General features: G+C 68.7%; 10 protein-coding genes and 3 pseudogenes. 7 read left to right on the top strand and 6 right to left on the bottom strand.

All coding sequences use genetic code 11. The features are described from left to right. Positions 1-15: 15 nt before the first annotated feature. Both ACFWPQ_RS15415 and ACFWPQ_RS15410 read right to left on the bottom strand, forming a co-directional pair. The gene (locus tag ACFWPQ_RS15415) at positions 16-1,179 is read right to left on the bottom strand and encodes an NAD(P)/FAD-dependent oxidoreductase (protein ID WP_384033749.1); all 1,164 of its coding nucleotides are present in this window, start codon (positions 1,177-1,179) and stop codon (positions 16-18) included. A 91-nt stretch (positions 1,180-1,270) separates the two neighbouring features. After that, complete coding sequence (locus tag ACFWPQ_RS15410) at positions 1,271-2,278, bottom strand: PucR family transcriptional regulator (RefSeq protein WP_384033747.1); 1,008 nt, start codon at positions 2,276-2,278, stop codon at positions 1,271-1,273. Positions 2,279-2,482: 204 nt separating this feature from the next. Between ACFWPQ_RS15410 and ACFWPQ_RS15405 the strand changes: the two genes are divergently transcribed. The 6 genes and pseudogenes from ACFWPQ_RS15405 to ACFWPQ_RS15380 all read left to right on the top strand — a co-directional run bounded on the left by ACFWPQ_RS15405 (position 2,483) and on the right by ACFWPQ_RS15380 (position 9,058). Next, entirely contained in the window at positions 2,483-4,021 is a 1,539-nt protein-coding gene (locus ACFWPQ_RS15405; RefSeq protein WP_384033744.1) for an aldehyde dehydrogenase family protein, read from the top strand. Positions 4,022-4,450: 429 nt separating this feature from the next. Next, positions 4,451-5,413: an amino acid ABC transporter permease gene (locus ACFWPQ_RS15400; protein WP_384033741.1), complete on the top strand. Its 963-nt coding sequence runs from the start codon at positions 4,451-4,453 to the stop codon at positions 5,411-5,413. A 5-nt stretch (positions 5,414-5,418) separates the two neighbouring features. Then, positions 5,419-6,213 carry an amino acid ABC transporter ATP-binding protein gene (locus tag ACFWPQ_RS15395; RefSeq protein WP_384033850.1) on the top strand — a complete coding sequence of 265 codons (795 nt, stop codon included), beginning with the start codon at positions 5,419-5,421 and terminating at the stop codon, positions 6,211-6,213. Between the two features lie 104 nt (positions 6,214-6,317). After that, on the top strand, positions 6,318-7,295 hold the full coding sequence (locus ACFWPQ_RS15390; RefSeq protein ID WP_384033739.1) for an ABC transporter substrate-binding protein: 978 nt from the start codon (positions 6,318-6,320) through the stop codon (positions 7,293-7,295). Between the two features lie 717 nt (positions 7,296-8,012). After that, positions 8,013-8,428: pseudogene (locus ACFWPQ_RS15385) on the top strand (ATPase); the annotation flags it as partial. Between the two features lie 31 nt (positions 8,429-8,459). Further along, positions 8,460-9,058: pseudogene (locus ACFWPQ_RS15380) on the top strand (response regulator). A gap of 18 nt (positions 9,059-9,076) precedes the next feature. Here ACFWPQ_RS15380 and ACFWPQ_RS15375 read toward each other — a convergent pair. The 3 genes from ACFWPQ_RS15375 to ACFWPQ_RS15365 all read right to left on the bottom strand — a co-directional run bounded on the left by ACFWPQ_RS15375 (position 9,077) and on the right by ACFWPQ_RS15365 (position 15,878). After that, positions 9,077-11,407 (bottom strand): SpoIIE family protein phosphatase, encoded by a 2,331-nt coding sequence (locus ACFWPQ_RS15375; protein WP_384033736.1) that lies wholly within the window; start codon positions 11,405-11,407, stop codon positions 9,077-9,079. 691 nt (positions 11,408-12,098) lie between these two features. Then, a complete protein-coding gene (locus ACFWPQ_RS15370; RefSeq protein WP_384033733.1) occupies positions 12,099-13,970 on the bottom strand; it encodes a putative nucleotidyltransferase substrate binding domain-containing protein in 1,872 nt (623 codons plus the stop codon). Between the two features lie 45 nt (positions 13,971-14,015). Continuing rightward, positions 14,016-15,878 (bottom strand): APC family permease, encoded by a 1,863-nt coding sequence (locus tag ACFWPQ_RS15365; RefSeq protein WP_384033847.1) that lies wholly within the window; start codon positions 15,876-15,878, stop codon positions 14,016-14,018. Positions 15,879-16,267: 389 nt separating this feature from the next. On the opposite strand from ACFWPQ_RS15365, the pseudogene ACFWPQ_RS15360 reads away from it, so the two are divergent. Beyond that, positions 16,268-16,468 (top strand): annotated as a pseudogene (locus tag ACFWPQ_RS15360) (IclR family transcriptional regulator); the annotation flags it as partial. A gap of 75 nt (positions 16,469-16,543) precedes the next feature. Here the strand turns inward: ACFWPQ_RS15360 and ACFWPQ_RS15355 are convergent. After that, positions 16,544-16,915, bottom strand: a complete 372-nt coding sequence (locus tag ACFWPQ_RS15355; RefSeq protein ID WP_384033730.1) for a zinc-binding dehydrogenase — start codon at positions 16,913-16,915, stop codon at positions 16,544-16,546. Between the last annotated feature and the right edge of the window lie 59 nt (positions 16,916-16,974).

Raw genomic sequence — 16,974 nt, 5'->3', positions numbered from 1 at the left:
CAGTGCTACGGCTCCTCAGATGATGCCCTGCTCGGGCAGCGGGGTGCCGTCGAGCAGTCGCTGCCAGCCGAAACGGGAGAGGTCGATCGTGCTGTACTCCCCGGTGAGGAGGAGTTCCGCCATCGCACGGCCGCAGCCCGGCGCGTGCATCAGGCCGTGGCCGGAGAAACCGGACAGCATGTGGAAGTTGGCGAGGCCGTCGGCGCCGGGGCCGATGATCACATTGCCGTCGAAGTCGTTCTGGTCGTACAGGCCGGGCAGGGTGCTGTGGCACTTGGTCCGCTCGAACTGCGGGAAGCGGTGGGCGAGGGCCGGCCAGACCGCGTTGTCGAAGTAGGCACGGTCGACGGCGAAGTTGTAGCCGCGCGGCTCTTCGAGGGTGGGCACGCCGCCTGAGTAGCCGCCGCCCTCGGGGCGGAAGGCGAGGCGCTGGGTGTCCTTGAGGTAGGGCAGCGGCTCGATCGGGTCCTGGGACTCGAAGTAGTGCTCGAATCGGCGCAGCGGCTCGATGGGCACCTTGATGCCGAGCATCGCGCACACGTCCTTGGCCCAGGCACCGGCCGCGTTGACGAACTGGCCCGCCGACACCCGCTGTCCCGACTTCAACAGCGCTTTGGTGACGTGATCGCCCTCGCGGGTCAGGCCCACCACCTCGTCCGCGAGGAACCGTGCGCCGAGCGACTTCGCCTTGTTGCGGAAGCCGGTCAGCACACTGTGCGGGTCGAGCCAGCCGTCGTCGGGAGAGTGCACGGCGGCGCCGAGGTCGCCGACGTACATGGACGGGAACTTGCGCTTCAGCTCGTCCGGTTCGAGCCAGACGACATCGCAGTCCTGCTCGCGCTGGATCTCGTAGTTGCGCCGGAGCATCTCGCGGTCGGCGGGCGGGACGATGAACAGGTATCCGTTTTTCCTGAACCCGATGTCGGCCGGGACCCCGTCGACGGCCATCGTTTCGGGGAACCGCTCGAAGAAGTCGATGCTGTACTTCGACAGTTCGATGTTCTCGGGGAGGTGGAACAGGCGCCGCACACCGCCGGACGCCCGGGGTGTGGAGGCCAGTTCGTAACGGGGATCGCGTTCGACGACGACGACGTCGGCGCTCGGATCGAGGAGTTTCGCGTAGTAGGCGACGGCCGCACCGACCGCTCCGCCGCCGATGACGACCATGTCGGTTCTCATGTCAGCCGACCGTAGGTGTGCTGGTCAGCGGCCGCATCCACGGTGGAGAGGAGAGATCTCCAGTGCCTTCGACAACTGTTGAAGACGGCCGCTACACGGCGGTGGCCCGGTAGGCCGCCAGCCACAGGGCGAGTTGCAGGCTGGTCCGGTCGGCGCCGGTGCGCAGGTCGGCGCCGGTGAGCTCGGTGATCCGGTTCAGGCGGTAGTAGAGGGTGGTGCGGTGGACATGGAGTTCCTCCGCCGCCGTGGTCACCTCGCCACCGTGGTCGAGGACGACGCGTGCCGTGGTCATCAGGTCGTCGCGCGGCTGACCGACGAGGATCTCGGCACCCGGATGCACCTGCCGGACGGTCAGCGAGTCAGGGGCGTCGACGATGAAGCGCCAGGCTCCCAGCGCGTCCCAGGACACCTTCTCCAGCCGCGCGCCTGCGGCGACGGCCCGTCGGGTGGCCGCCGCCCGGCGCGCCGCCTCGCCCAGGTCGGCGAGCGGCAGCGGGCCGCCGCTGGTCGCTCCGCGCTCCCGGCCTCCCGCGATGTGCGCGCTCATCCCGTCCGGCAGCGGCCAGCCGCCGGTCGCCGCCGGGGCCTCCACCTGGACCCGGGCATCCGGCGGCAGGTTCTCCAGACGGGTCAGCTCCCGCGCGGCTTCCTCGTCCGGGCCCCGGAGCAGGCGCTCGATCAGGTCGTCGCGCCTCTGGAGCCGTTCCTCGCCGGACCGCCGGGACTTCGCCATCGCCTCGGCGGCAAGGTCCGCGCACTCCACCAGCGCGGGCAGCTCGGCCTCGGTGAGGGTGTCCTCGGGGTCGAGCACCCACAGCAGACCCAGGACCCTGCCCTCGTACCGCACGGGCATGCACCAGCGGGCCCACATGTCGGCCTCCGGAATGGCCGGGGTGTGCACGGGGGCCGTCGCCTGCATAAGCCGGTAGCGCTGTACGACCGCGGCGGCGGCCGGCTCCACCCGCCGGTTCAGGATGGTTCGGACGCGGGTGTCGTCGACCGCGCCCCGGGTGCTCCACCAGACGGGCTGCTGGTGCTGGTCCTCGATGAGCACGGAGAGACCCACCGCGGCGGCCAGGTCGTCCACAGCAGCCTGCATGTCGACCCGCTCCATCAGGAGGTTCCCCTTCGTTCCGTCCAGGGTGCGCACCCCGGGACCTGGACTCTTCGACAAGAGTATGAACGCGGGCAGCAGATTCCACTCCATCGCCGAAGCCGGTCGGCGCACCCCCCTCCTAGGGTCGGGACACCTGCGCCTCTCTTCCGCCGGGACCACCGTGCCCGCATCGCCAACGGAGCTGTCATGACCGAACTCGCCGCGGCGCTCGCCGAGGTCCGCGCCGCCGACTACGACGTCCCGAACCTGGTGGGCGGCCGCGAGGTCCGCACCGGCCGGGTGCTGCCGATCGTCACCCCGCACGAGCACGCCGTACGCCTCGGGCAGGTGCACCACGCCTCCGCCGGCACCGTCACGGACGCGATCGAGGCGGCGGCCGACGCCGCGCGCTCGTGGGGCAGGCTCGGCTTCGAGGAGCGCGCGGCGCCCTTCCTGCGGGCGGCCGAGCTGCTGGAGACCGGGCCGTGGCGCGAGCGGCTCACCGCCGCGACCATGCTGGAGCTGTCCAAGACCCGCGAGCAGGCCGACGGCGACGCCGTACAGGAGACGGTCGAGCTGATCCGCGCCAACATCGCGAACATGCGGGCGATGTACGACGTCCAGCCGCACTCCCCGGAAGGCGTCCGCAACCTCCTCGACTACCGGCCCCTGGAAGGCTTCGTCCTCGCCGTCTCGCCTTTCAACTTCGTCTCCACCAACAACCTCGCCTTCGCCCCGGCCCTGCTCGGCAACACGGTGGTGTGGAAGCCCGCCGAGAGTGCCGCGCTGACCGCGCACCTGTCGACGCTGCTGCTGCGCGAGGCCGGTCTGCCCGACGGCGTCGTCAACGTCGTCCACGGCGGCGGCCCCGAACTCGGCCCCACCGCCCTCACCCACCCGCACCTGGCCGGGGTCCACTTCACCGGCTCGACCGGCACCTTCCGGCAGATCCTGCGGACCGTGGGCGAGCACATCGACGGCTATCGCGACTATCCGCGAGTGGTCGGCGAGACCGGCGGCAAGGACTTCATCATCGCCCACCCCTCTGCCGACCTGGACGCCCTCGCGGTGGCCTGCGTGCGCGGCGCCTTCGACTACCAGGGGCAGAAGTGCGCCGCCCCGTCCCGGTTGTACGTTCCGCGCAGCCTGTGGCCCGCGCTGAAGGAGCGGCTCGTCGAGCTGACCCGGCGCCTGGTGACCGGCGACCCGACCCTGCCGGGCACCCACATCGGTGCCGTCATCAGCGCCCGCCAGCACGCCCGGCAGACCGAGGCGCTGGCGCGGGCGCGGGCCGAGAACCTGGTGGTCACCGGCGGCACCACCGACGACTCGGTGGGCTGGTTCGTCGAGCCCACCGTCCTCGAAGTGGCCGATCCGCACTCGCCGTTCATGACGGAGGAACTGTTCGCTCCGGTGACGGCCGCGTACGTGTACGAGGACGCCGACTGGGAGAAGACCCTGCGGCTCGTCGACGAGTCCACCGCCTACGGCCTCACGGGCGCCGTCTTCGCCGACGACGAGCAGGCGATCGCCCGGGCGCGTGAAGTGCTGCGCTACACGGCCGGCAACTTCCACGTCAACGACAAGCCGACCGGCGCGGTCGTCGGCCAGCAGCCGTTCGGCGGCTCCCGGGCCTCGGGGACCAACGACAAGGTGGGCACGGTGTGGAACCTGATCCGGTTCACCAGCCCGCTGACCGTCAAGCGCCCGGACCGGCCGGAGCGGGCCCCCTGGCCGGCTCCCTGACACAGTCCCCGCCGCCCTGCCGGGCCCCGCCGATCCCCTCATCCGAGGGGGCGGCAGGGCCCTTTGCCATTGGCCCCGGGCATCGGTCGGTGACATCTGCGTTTCCTGGTGAATACGGCCGGGACGCGGTCGGATCTCTTTCGACATCTGTGGAAAAGCGGGGGCAGATCTCCAACATCCGTACATGTCCCACGAGGGTGATCTGCTCCACGATGGTCTCCAATCACACGGGGCCGAGCCCGGAATCCGGAATCCGACGGGGAGCCACACGGCCCGGTGTTCCGACCGCCGACGCCGACGCCGGCACCCCATGTCTTCCGCTGATCCCCCCTCGCACATGCCCTGAGAATCCGGCCTTCCCGGCGGATCTGACGAGTGATCGGAGCGACAGATGCGCACCCACCCGTGTCGCGACAAGGAACACACACGATGAAGGCAACGGCACCCGAGCAGACCACGCAGCTCCCGACGGAGCCCGACGAGATACGTGTCGCACACCGCTCGCATCCGGCCTGGTGGCTGCTGGTGGCGTTCGTCGCCCTGTGCGCCGCGGGGATCGTGAAGATGCTCTTCACCAACCCCAATCTCCAGTGGGGCGTCGTCGGTGACTACTTCTTCACCGCGCGGGTCCTCAAGGGACTGCTGGTCACCCTTGAGCTGACCGTGCTCGCGATGGTCTCCGGCATCCTGCTCGGCGTACTGACCGCCGTGATGCGGCTGTCGCCGATCCGGATCCTGTCCTCGGTCGCCTGGGCATACACCTGGTTCTTCCGGGGCACACCGCTGCTGGTCCAGATCATCTTCTGGTACAACCTGGCCGCGCTGTTCCCGAGGATCGAGATCGGGATCCCGCTGGTCGGGCCCACCCTCTGGGCGGGCGACTCGAACGCCGTCATCACCCCCTTCGTGGCCGCCCTGCTCGGGCTGGCGCTCAACGAGGGCGCCTACATGTCCGAGATCGTCCGAGGCGGCATCGTCTCGGTGGACCAGGGGCAGCACGAGGCTGCCGTGGCACTCGGGATGCGCAGCGGGCGCGTCATGCGCCGGGTCGTCCTGCCACAGGCGATGCGGGTGATCGTGCCGCCGACCGGCAACCAGGTGATCAGCATGCTGAAGTCGACGTCCCTGGTCAGCGTCACCTCGACCTCGGAACTGCTCTACACCTCGCAGCAGATCTACAACCAGACGTTCCAGACGATCCCGCTCCTGGTCGTGGCCAGCATCTGGTACCTGATCGTCACGAGTGTGCTGAGCGTCGTCCAGTACTACATCGAGCGCCACTACGCACGCGGCGGGCGCCGGGAACTGCCGCTGACGCCGTGGCAGCGACTCAGGCGCAGCGCCGGCGTCCTGTGGGCCCGGATCACGGTCGCCGGCCAGGGAAAGGCGTGATGAACATGCTTGCCGTCGAGGACAACACCCGCGAGACCGGGGAAGTGGTGCTCCGTGCCACCGGGATCAAGAAGCGGTTCGGGGCGCTGGAGGTGCTCCGCGGTGTCGATCTGACCGTCCTGCGAGGGGAGGTGATGTGCATCATCGGTCCCTCCGGTTCCGGAAAGAGCACCCTGCTGCGCAGCCTCAACCACCTGGAGGAGATCGACGGAGGAAAGGTCGAGCTGGACGGTGAGCTGATCGGCTACCGGGGGCGCGGCCACAAGTACGTCACCCTGCCCGAGAAGGAACTCGCCTCCCAGCGGGCCCGGATCGGGATGGTGTTCCAGTCCTTCAACCTCTTCCCGCACATGACGGTGGTGCAGAACATCGTGGAGTCCCCGGTCGGGGTGCTCAAGGTGCCGGCCGCCGAGGCGCGCGCCACCGCGATGGGGCTGCTGGACCGGGTGGGTCTGGCCGGCAAGGCCGACAACTATCCTCGCCAGCTGTCGGGCGGTCAGCAGCAGCGCGTCGCGATCGCCCGTGCCCTGGCCATGAAACCGCGGCTGATGCTGTTCGACGAGCCCACCTCGGCGCTGGACCCGGAACTCGTGGGTGAGGTCCTGGACGTGATGAAGAGCCTCGCCCGTGACGGTCTGACAATGGTCGTGGTCACCCACGAGATGGGCTTCGCCCGCGAGGTCGCCGACTCCCTGCTGTTCATGGACGGCGGCGTCGTGGTCGAGCGCGGACACCCCCGGGACGTGCTGGGCAACCCGCAGATGCCGCGCACCCGGGACTTCCTGTCGAAGGTCCTCTGACCTCCCCGCTCCCCCACGCTCTCTCCTCCACACCCTCCCCGGAAACACCCGGGCGGCCGGGGAACACCCCTGCCTCTTCGGAAGATCAGCTAGGAGAACCTGCCATGGCCTGCAAGATCGGAACCCGCCGTTCGATCGCCCTGCTCGCGTCCAGCGCCATAGGCGCCCTGGTCGTGTCGGGCTGTGCCGATCCGGCTGCCAAGTCCGGCTCCGGCAGCGGCGGCACGTCCGCCTCTGCGTCCGCGACGAGCCAGTCGGCCATCACCACCTCATGGGGCGGCAAGCCTGCCGCCTCGGTGACCGCGCTGGTACCGGACGAGTTCAAGAACAAGGCGATCAAGAACGCCATCTACAACAACTTCCCGCCGGAGGAGTTCCTGGAGGGCAGCACTCTCGTCGGGATCCAGCCGGACATCGCCCTCGCGATCAGCGAGGTGATGGGCGTCAAGCTGCAGAACACGCCAGTGGGGTCTTTCGACTCGCTGATCCCGGGCACCGTGAGCGGCCGGTACGACATGTCGACCGCCGACTTCGGCGTCACCGCGGAGCGCCTCAAGCAGGTCGACTTCGTGACCCAGTTCAAGATCGGCACTGGCTTCGCGGTCAAGAAGGGGAGTTCGGTCACCGTGAGCAAGGCGACCGACCTGTGCGGCCACTCGGTGGGCGTGGTGGCCGGCACGTACTTCATCGACCAGGTCAAGACCGCGAACAAGGACTGTGCGAAGGCCGGGCTCAAGCCGATCGACCTCAAGACCTACCCGGATGACGGCGCCCGCATCCTCGCCGTCACCAACGGACGCGTCGAGATCACGGCGACCGCCCAGGACTCGATGGGCTACGCGATCGCCGGCCAGAACATCCCGATCGAGCTCCAGAAGTTCGTCTACGCCCCGCTGGAGCAGGCCATCGTCGTCCCGAACGGGAGCAAGCTCGGCCCCGCCGTCGAGGCCGCGATGAAGGAGATCGTGAAGAACGGCACCTATGCGAAGATCATGAAGAAGTGGGGGGTCGAGGCGTCAGCCTACAGCTCGGCCGACGACGTCCTCTACCTCACGGACCCGTCCCAGACACCGAAGTCATGAGACGTTCCCGGACCAGATGCCGGACTTCCCAGGGGCGATGACGCCGGCCGGGGCGTGGGCGTCCTTGACGCATTCGCAGATGCTCTGGCGCGAGGCGACCCCGGCCGGCGTCTACCACACGGGACGTGAGCAATTCGGGAGCAGCTCCCTACGGGAGACCGACTATCTCTTCGAAGGGTACGTCGGCCGCCAACTCCGCCTGATACCGGAGGCCGAGGTCATCGCCGAGACACATGGTCCAGCCGTGGTAGCGCGCTGGGACTTTTCCGGGACTCCCGGCCCCATCAACCGGCACGAGCGTGCAACCGAAGGGTCATTCGCGCAGGTCAGCGACCACCGAGCGCCCATCGCCGCAGGCCATCGCGTCCGCTGGTCCCTTCCGTGCCGTCTGCCCAGCAGGATCAGTAGATCTGCGCTCAGCGTCGTCTGCCCTCGGCGCCCCATCGATGCCCGCCGCCTCGACAGGGCCCGACCTGCTCGACAAGCCGCCTGACATCCCATCAGAACGAGCGTCAGATGAGCGTCACATGCGTCATTTCAGCGTCAGGATTCCGTCCGTAACATCCACACCGCACATAACGCGCACGGGCAAACCCACAGGTCAGGAGCCCTTTGCCGTAGACTCAAGGATCGCGACGCACTCCATATGATGCGTCAGCAGTAAAGGTCGAGTTCATTGCGGTCAGCCCTTTTCGTCGCCATACGCTCGCGGGCGAGATGCTGGTGCTCCAACTCGCGATCGAGGTGGTCGTGTTGGTGGCCGTCGCGACGGTCTCGCTCGCCCAGTCCGAGGCCACCTTCGACCGGGTCGAGGGCCGACGCGTCGGGGCCCTGGCCGAGCAGCTGGCCGCCATCCCGTTGGTGCGCACCCAACCGTCCCGACCGGCACCAGAGGAAGCACTCGCGCCTTTGGCACACTCCACCCTGGTGCAGTCCGGAGTCACCTCCGTCACCATGGCCGACGCCACCGGACGCATCATCAGTTCGACCAACCCACTGTCGTCGGGGACCGTCTGCCCCTGGGGCCGGGGGTGGCCCAGGGCCGCGGCTGGTCGGGCGCGCTCACTTGGGACGGCAGTCGCGAGCCGGTCGCCCAAGTGCCAGCGCTCGGCGCCGCGGGCGACGACCTGGGAGACACCCGTCCTGGTGGTCGACGACGACTTCATGGCGGCCCGGGTCCACCGGACCTTCGTCGACCGCGTGTCACCCTTCCGGGTGGTCGGCACGGCGGGCACCGGCGAGCAGGCCATCACAGCGGTGGACGAGCTGCGTCCGGACCTGGTCCTTCTCGACCTGTTCGGTCTGGACGTCGTCCCGAGACTGCGCGCCGCCGGACACGACTGCGACATGATGGTCATCAGCGCCGTCCGTGAGGCCGAAGGGTGCGCCGCGCCGTCCGTCACGGCGTGGTCGACCACCTGCTCAAACCCTTCGACTTCGAAGGCCTGCGACCCCGCCTGGAGTGGTACGCCGCCCGGCGTGGCCGTCTCCTCACCACGGTGGTACGCGGGCAGGCCGACATCGACCGGGTGCTGTCCGCGGGGCCCGTACCCCGGACCGGTGCCACGCTTCCGAAGGGGCTGAGCGTGGAGACCTCCGACCTCGTCGAGCATGCGCTGCGTAAAGCCGACGGCACCTTGTCGGCGGCCGAGTGCGCCGCCGCCACCGGGATCTCACGCGTAAGTGCCCGCCGCTATCTGGAGCACTTCCACGCCGCCGGCGCCGCCGACCGGCCGGAGCGGCGCTGCGGCTGGCGCGGGTGAGCAAGGGGGCAAGGACGCTCAGGAACGGGGTTGGTGAAGCGTCTGTTCTGCCCAGATGGTCTTGCCGTCCCCGCTGTAGCGGGTGCCCCAGCGCTGGGTGAGCTGGGCTACCAGGAAGAGGCCGCGGCCGCCCTCGTCGAAGTCACGGGCACGGCGCAGATGGGGCGCGGTGCTGCTTTCGTCGGACACCTCGCACACCAGGCTGCGCTCCCGGATGAGCCGTAGCCGAATGGGCCCCGTGGCATATCTGATCGCGTTGGTCACCAGCTCACTGACCACGAGCTCGGTCACGAACCCGTCATCCTCCAGGCCCCACGAGGCAAGCCGGTCCGCGACCTTGCGGCGGACCTCAGCCACGGCCGCGGGTTCACACGCCACCTCCCAGTCGGCGACCTGACTCTCGTCTAGCATGCGGGTCCGCACCAAGAGCAGGGCCACGTCGTCGGTGCGGGACCCGGAGGACATGGACTCCAGAACGCCGTCGCTCAGCGCTTCAAGGGAAGGGGCGGGCCGGGCCAGGGCACGGCACAACTCGACGAGGCCGTGATCAGGGTCTCGGTCCCGCGTTGCGATGAGTCCGTCCGTGAACAGTGCCAGCAGGCTCCCGGGAGGTGCGGGAAACTCCATGGCTTCGAAGGGCAGACTGCCGAGTCCCAGGGGCGGTCCGAGAGGCAGGTCGACTGCCCGGCTGCTGCCGTCCGCGAGGACCAGTACCGGCGGCGGATGTCCCGCCCGGGCTGCGGTGCAGGTCCCGGAGACCGGGTCGTAGACGGCGTACAGGCAGGTGGCGCAGAAGTCTCCCGATGGCTCGCCGAGGGCGTCGCCTTCGAGCTCGCCCACCCCATGGGTCACGATGTCGTCCAGGTGGGTGAGGAGCTCGTCCGGCGGCAGATCAATGTCGGCGAGGGTGCGCACCGCTGTGCGCAGTCGCCCCATCGTCGCCGCGGCGTGGATGCCGTGCCCCACGACATCACCGACCACGAGCCCGAGGCGCGCCCCGGGCAGGGAGATCACGTCGAACCAGTCGCCGCCCACTTCGGAGCCGCTGTCGGCAGGCAGGTAGCGGGTGGCCGTCTCGGCCGCCGGATGGACCGGCGCCCCCGGCGGCAGCATGGCTCGCTGCAGGGTGAGCGCCACGCTTCGCTCCCGGGTGTACCGGCGTGCGTTGTCGAGGCAGATCGCGGCGCGGGCGACGAGATCCTCGGCGACGACCAGGTCGTCCGGTCCGAAAGGCGCCCGTGACGCCGCCGACCGGACGAACAGCACGGCACCCAGCGACACCCCCCGGGCACGAATGGGGACGGCGACGAGCGTGCATCCAGTCGCACCATCGCCATTCTCGCGCCACACGGCCTGGCCATCGGCGAGACACTGTTCCACGACAGAGAACCACTCGAGGGGAGCCGACCGTGCCTCGGCACCGCCGGCCCCGGGCTGGAGCGGCGACCGCGGCGCCCATGCGGATGCCGCCTCTCTGAGCGGTGCGGCACCTGCGAAATGCGGGGCCGGCACATCTCCCCGGAACACCGGCTCCAGGAGTTCCACACTCGCGTAGTCCGCATAACGCGGAACGGCGACCGCGACGAGTTCCTCGGCGGTCCCCGTGACGTCCAGGCTGCCGCCGATGCGCGCCCTGGCCTCGCTGAGCAGCGCGAGCCTCTCCCGCGAGCCGTACTGCTCCGAGTAGTCGGCGGCAGCAAACCCCACAGCCCGGGTACGGCCGGTCTCGTCCGTGAGCGGGAACAGATCGTCCACCCAAGCGTGCGCGCGTGTCTCTCCGGGAAGCCTGACGAAGTTCTCCAAGGACTCCGGCATCCCGGTCCGGGCGACCCGCAGGACTCGGCGCTCGATCTCGTCGTAGACCGGGCCCTCAAAGACTTCGGTCGTACGTTGGCCGCGCATCTGAGCGGCATCGGTGCGTCCAGCCATCCTGAGCGCACGCTCGTTCACATCGAGAATGCGTCCCTCGAGATCGAAGATCACAAGGACGGTGGACTGCTCATCGAACATTCGCTGTAGAAGCAGTCGGTCCGACCCAGTGAACGACTCCGCCGGTTCCTGGACAGCGAACACGAACTGTGTCCCCCGCTCGGTGTCCTCCAACCGACACAGCCGAAAAGCCAGGTCCATGACATGACCATCGCGATGCCTCAGCGCACGGTCACCGACCATCAAATCGGCGATCGGTCTGTCGACGATCTCTTCAGCGGCGTATCCGAGCAGCACCTCCGCGCCGCGACTCCAGGATCTGAGGCGTCCCTCGCAGTCCACCGTCGCGACAGGGAGAGACTTGTCCATGAGACCGGCCAGTTCCGGGAGAAGGCCGGGCTGCCGACCGTTTCTGTCCATTTCCGCTCCTGCCCACTACGCGAGGAGTGGAGCCAAGTCCAGAATTACCGCAATTGGAACGGAAGGCAAGAAATGAAAAGAGCTCGAAAACCTTCGCTTGCCCCAGGGCCACAATCGCTTCGGAGTACTCGGCATCGGCAGGTGCGCCGCGGTCGAGCGGGCGACGTTACGGCCGCGGGCGGCGATGATGCGGATGGCGATGCCCCGAACACGGCCGGAGAGCGGTCCCTGGCATCGGACTGCTGCGGCGCGCCCTCGAAGACCGTCACCCAAGGCCGCATGGAGAAACATCGAATCGAAGGGCCCCCGAAGGCCGCCATCGCCGTCGGTGAGGTGGAATGCACTGTCGGTGCGCGCGGTCCATCGGCAATGGCCGGTTCCGGCTCTCACGGATCCTCGCCGAGCGGGTCAAGGCCAGGCGCGGGACCCGGGTTCTGGTCGCTACTGGTGTCCACCAGACGCCCCCCGGGTTCCCCGGCGACACTCTGATGATCTTCACGCCCCACAGTACGAGGGCAAGAGCCCCGACATCGCCAGAACCGACCACTGCGCGATCATCTGCGATGTGATCCACGGCGGGGTGACGGCAATGGCCGCCCGTGCACCCGCACTCACGCGCTTCTACGGCGCGCGGGTACGAGAGCAGCTCGCGGATCCGGGAGACGGACGGGCCGAGCGGAGTCGATGACGTTCACTTGTCCCCCCTCATGTTCCCCGGGCGCTGTCGCATCTCGGGCATGACGAACCGCGCCATGTTGCCCATACGACGCTGACTGCCGACGACCACGCGGGTCACTTCCGCGAGGATCGCGCGGTCGACCGGTGTGAGGTGTTCGAGTCGGACCACGTCGGTCGGAGCCCGCCCGGCTGTCGCCTGCTCCATCTGCCACGCGAGCCTGATGCCCTGAACGGCGTCGAAGGCATCGGCGAGTGCGGTGGCGTCGGTCTCGGTGAGCATGTCGGAACCGCTCGCCGCGAGGAGCCGATCGTCCGTCGGCAACGCTGTCGAGCCCACGCTGAGGGCGGCCCAGCGCGCGATGTTGGCGATCGGAAGGAGGAACTGGGCCTTGAGGTCGACCTTCTTGCGACGCCATGGGGCAGGGCGACCGCTCTGTGCGATGGAGGCCGCCAGCAGCATGGACATCGTGCGCGGGTGCATCCTCAAGTCACCGAAGACCCGGACGACTTCAGGCAGTCCGCGATCGCCGTGGATCGGGCGTCCGTCGATGAGCAGACAGGTCATGATGACGGCGTCGTCGACCTCGGGTGCGGTGATCCAGTCCCGGCCGGCCCGGGCCCAGTCCGCGTGGGTCCGCGCGAACTTCGGGTTCGCCGGGCTGACCCCGTGCCGGTCGTGCGCGAGGCCGGCTTCCTCCAGCACTTCGGCGACCTTCTGGAACATGGGCCGGTACCGGGCGATCCCTGCGGCGTCGAAGGCGTTGTCGAAGGACGCCGCCGCGTCGATGTCCGACGACAGCAGGGCCTCCCGGCGCCCGTTGCTGCCCAGCGAGAGCCAGGTGAACGCCTCGGTGCTCAGGTCCGGGTACTGCTCCGAGACGAGTTCGATGGTCCGTCGTACCGCGGCGTCGATGACGGCCGAATGGACCGTGATGATCCGGCCCGGGGCCAGCCCCCGGGCCATGAGGCCGGTCAGCATGCCCGGCACGGATCGGTAGCGGCCCTTGAGGTCGTCGATGGTCTCGGCACGGTGGATCTGCTCGTGCAGAGAGGCTCCGGCGGTGGTCGAGGAGACGACGAAGTCGCGTGAGGCGATGGCACCTCGGAGCCGTCCCGCACGGTCGGTGACGAGAACGACATCGCCGTCCGACTCCAGCACGGCGATCAGAGCCTCGGCGGCGGAGGCACCCAGCCGCATGGACGGCGCGTCGGTCTGCATCGCGCTGCCCACCACCTCGGTGACCGGCGATGCCGAGGCCACCGCCCGCCGGATCCCGGCATCGGTGAGGATGCCGTAGCCGCCGTCCTCCTGCCTTACGGCGGCATACGGCAGTCCCTTCTCCTCCATCCGGGCCGCTGCCTCGGCGATGCTCGTCGTCGGTTCGACCAGCAGCGGCGAGGTCACGATCAGGTCGTCGACGAGGGTGTACGTCGGGATGGAGCCGTGCACCATCATCCGGCGGCTCATGTCGACCTCGCGCGCCAGCAGTCGAGCACCGTGCCGCGTCGCGAACACCGGATCCACCAGGTCGGGGTCGAGGCGTACGACCATGGCGTCACCCGAAGCCGCGACCCGCGGACCGACCGCCTCGCCGAGCAGGGTCGCGACGTACCCGAACATCTCGGTCGGTCCGAGGTTGAAGGCGGGCAGTTCCCGGATCCGGTCGGGGTTCGTCCAGACGGAGACCTGGCCGTGCCACACGACGTAGAGGCCCCGCTCGGGCCGTGCGAAGGCGTCGAGGATCACCTCGCCCGTGCGGTGGGAAGTCACCGTGGCACGCTCGGCCGCGCGGGTCAGGTGTTCCTCGTCCAGGGTGTCGAGCGGCGGGCAGAGTCTCAGGAACTCCACCAGCGCGCGGACGTCGGCCGGATGGCGGGCGTTCATCATGGGCTCCTCGGAGCGTAGGTGCGACCGGAGCGCGACGGGTTGCTACCGGGCGTCAGCCACGGCCTGTTCCTCGGCCTGTTGATGTGCCAGCACCTGGGTCAGCTCCTCCGTCGGGCCGCCCGACCGCACCGCCCAGACGAAGCTGCCGATGGCGATGAGCATCATGACGATCAGGTCGGTCGGGCCGTCCAGCGCGGGAGAATTCATGGGGCCGTACTCGCCGAGGTAGGAGATGAGCAGCATCACGAGGAAGGTGCCGACGATCCACACGCCGCTGCGCACCTGCCGTCGGCCCTCGGCCGTGCTCACGGCGTAGAGCCCGGCCATGAAGGCCACGACGGCGACGGCCATCGCCGTGTAGTACACGGGAAAGCTCCACCCGTCCGCCGACTGCTTCTGATCACGGTTGAACAGCCAGCCACCGCCGATCGCGATGAGGATCCAGGCGACGCTGAACACTCCGGACACCACCCAGCTGCCGACGGGATTGCTCCAGCCGTTCCGCACGCTGTTGTAGGCGCCGTAGACCGGCAGGGCCAGGAACACGATGGTGAACAGGTTGATCAGGGAGACCCAGCCCGCGAAGTAGATCAGCATCAGGCTCGCGACGAAGCCCGCGATCGCCCAGAAGTACGCCCACTTGACACGGACCGGCCGGTGCATGTCGGGCGCGGTGCGGCGCAGGACCATCATCACCGGACCGCCCATGACGTACGACAGCGTGAGCGCGACCGACACCTGGGAGACGAACGAGTACCAGCTCGGCGCCGGGAAGAAAAAGAAGAAGCCGAGCAGCGTGCACACCAGGAGTCCGACGATCGGCGTGCCGTACTTGTTGATCTTCTGGGCCCGCTTGGGCAGTTCGCCGTTGACCGACATCGAGTACACCGAGCGGGAGCCGATGCCCAGCCACACCCAGCCGGTCGCCGCGGGGGACAGCGCCGCGTCGGTCAGCAGAACCGTCGCGAACCAGGTGAAGCCGGCCGCCGTCACCGCGTTGAGCAGCGGAGCCGATGCCCAGCCGCTGCTCATCAGGCCCGCCCAGTTGCCGGGGGCGACGTGCGCGTCGCTCCAGTCGATTGCACCGATGAAGCCGACCTGCAGAACTCCGTAGATGACGAGTGGGATCAGCAGACCGCCGACGATCATCGCGATCGGGATGTTGCGCTGCGGGTTGACCGCCTCGCCGCCGAAGTCGAGGATCTGCCGCAGCCCCGAGTACGCGAACACGATGCCGCCGCTCGCCAGGGCTCCGAAGATCGCGCCCGATCCACGCGGCGTGAACCCGCCGCCGATCGTGAAGTTGGCGGACTTGAAGGCCGTGAACATCAGTACGGCGGTCGTGATCGGGATGACGAGCTTCCAGACCGTGACCCACTTGTTCGACTCACTGAGCAGCTTGGCGCCCATCGAGTTGAGGAAGAAGAACACGAACAGCAGGCCGAAGCCGACGAGGATGCCCCTCGGCCACGACAGCACCACCGTGCCGCCGCTCTTGGAGAGCCAGCCCAGTTGCGGCCAGTGACCGCCGACATAGGTGATGACCGCCTGGGCCTCGATCACCGGCAGGGACAGTGCGGCGATCAGATAGCCCCAGCCGTTGAAGAAGGAGAGGAACGCGCCGTGCGTCAGCCGCGGGTAGCGGACCCCGGCGCCGGACCTCGGCAGCATCGTGCCGAGCTCCATCCAGGTGACGCCGATGACGGCGAAGAACACCGCGCCGAGGACCCAGGTAATGATCGAAGCAGGCCCCGCAATACTGCTGGCGGCGAGTGTGGCCAACAGCCAGCCGGACCCGATCTGGACGCTCACGGCCAGGGCGATCAGTCCGAACAGGCTGATCTGTTTCTTCAGGTGCGCGTCACTGGCTTCGTACGCGCCCTCGGCCGGCACCGATGCCTGCATGTCTGTCACGGTGACTCCTCTGTTCATGATGCGAGGTTCCGAGCGGGATGAAGCCGGTGCAGTGGAGATTCCGAACACTCCAGCGCCCGCTGTTTGTCAGACAATCTGCGGGTAAAGTAAGCTCCGAAGGGAGGCCGGTCAACAGGCAGCACAAAATCCGCTGCAGATTGCCAGACAATGCATGGGCAGATCGGAGCCCGGCCCGCTCGGCGAGCGGTCCTATCGTGTGCGTAGGGCGCGGGACCCCCGGATCTTCTCGCGGGCAACGAAACCTCACGGCACTCAGCCGCTGCCGCTCACGGTCCGCGTCGGAGCCGCTCTGCCGCTGCTGACCTCTTCCGTGGGCCGGGCGCCTGGCCCACCTTCCCGAGACCCTGACGGCCGCAGGGGTGGCGGTGGAGCTCGCCCGGAAGGACACGGACTGGACGATCGAGCGGGTCGCGGACGTGTGCGCACGGATCCGCCGGGACGGCTGCGCCATCACCTACAGCGGCGGGGTCCCCGGCATCATCCCGATCGCGGCGCCCGTCTTCGCGGCCAACGACCCGCTGCCACTCACCGTGTCCGTCGTACTGCCGGAGAGCGCAGGCACGCCGGACCATCTGAGCAAGGTGACGGTCGAACTGCGAAGCACCGTGCGGGCCGCCTCACAGGCGCTGTCCGGCTCACGGCAGGAGGAGCACCTTGCCGATCTGACGCTGACTGTCCAGGTAGGCGTGTGCCTCGGCCGCCGACGCCAGAGGGAAGGAGCGGTCGATGACCGGCCTGATCTTCCCGGCCTCCAGCAGTTCCATGCACAGCTTCTGATCCCGGCGGCCGGCACCGCGGACACCGGCGATCGTCAGTTCCTGGAGGATGAACACCATCGCGCTCAGTTCGAGGCCGAATCCCTGCTCATACGGTGTGCCGAGGACCGTCACAGTTCCGCCGAGCCGTGTGCACGCGGCGGACAACTTGAGGAACGGGGTGCCGCCGACGCAGTCCCACACGGCATCCGCCCCCAGGCCGTGGGTGAGCTCCTTCATCTGAGTCGGCATGTCGGGATCGGTGGAGTACAAATGTGGTCGTAGCCCAGGGGCTTGAGCTCGCCCTGACG

The organism is Streptomyces sp. NPDC058464 (assembly GCF_042721035.1).
Taxonomy (GTDB): domain Bacteria; phylum Actinomycetota; class Actinomycetes; order Streptomycetales; family Streptomycetaceae; genus Streptomyces.
Note: the sequence above shows the minus strand (reverse complement) of the source record. Positions and strands in the feature narration are given on the sequence as shown.

Coding starts and splice junctions, on each gene's coding strand:
- ACFWPQ_RS15415 (WP_384033749.1), bottom strand. CDS start 1,179: ATGAGAACCGACATGGTCGTCATCGGCGGCGGAGCGGTCGGTGCGGCC.
- ACFWPQ_RS15410 (WP_384033747.1), bottom strand. CDS start 2,278: ATGCAGGCTGCTGTGGACGACCTGGCCGCCGCGGTGGGTCTCTCCGTG.
- ACFWPQ_RS15405 (WP_384033744.1), top strand. CDS start 2,483: ATGACCGAACTCGCCGCGGCGCTCGCCGAGGTCCGCGCCGCCGACTAC.
- ACFWPQ_RS15400 (WP_384033741.1), top strand. CDS start 4,451: ATGAAGGCAACGGCACCCGAGCAGACCACGCAGCTCCCGACGGAGCCC.
- ACFWPQ_RS15395 (WP_384033850.1), top strand. CDS start 5,419: ATGCTTGCCGTCGAGGACAACACCCGCGAGACCGGGGAAGTGGTGCTC.
- ACFWPQ_RS15390 (WP_384033739.1), top strand. CDS start 6,318: ATGGCCTGCAAGATCGGAACCCGCCGTTCGATCGCCCTGCTCGCGTCC.
- ACFWPQ_RS15375 (WP_384033736.1), bottom strand. CDS start 11,407: ATGGACAGAAACGGTCGGCAGCCCGGCCTTCTCCCGGAACTGGCCGGT.
- ACFWPQ_RS15370 (WP_384033733.1), bottom strand. CDS start 13,970: ATGAACGCCCGCCATCCGGCCGACGTCCGCGCGCTGGTGGAGTTCCTG.
- ACFWPQ_RS15365 (WP_384033847.1), bottom strand. CDS start 15,878: ATGCAGGCATCGGTGCCGGCCGAGGGCGCGTACGAAGCCAGTGACGCG.
- ACFWPQ_RS15355 (WP_384033730.1), bottom strand. CDS start 16,915: ATGCCGACTCAGATGAAGGAGCTCACCCACGGCCTGGGGGCGGATGCC.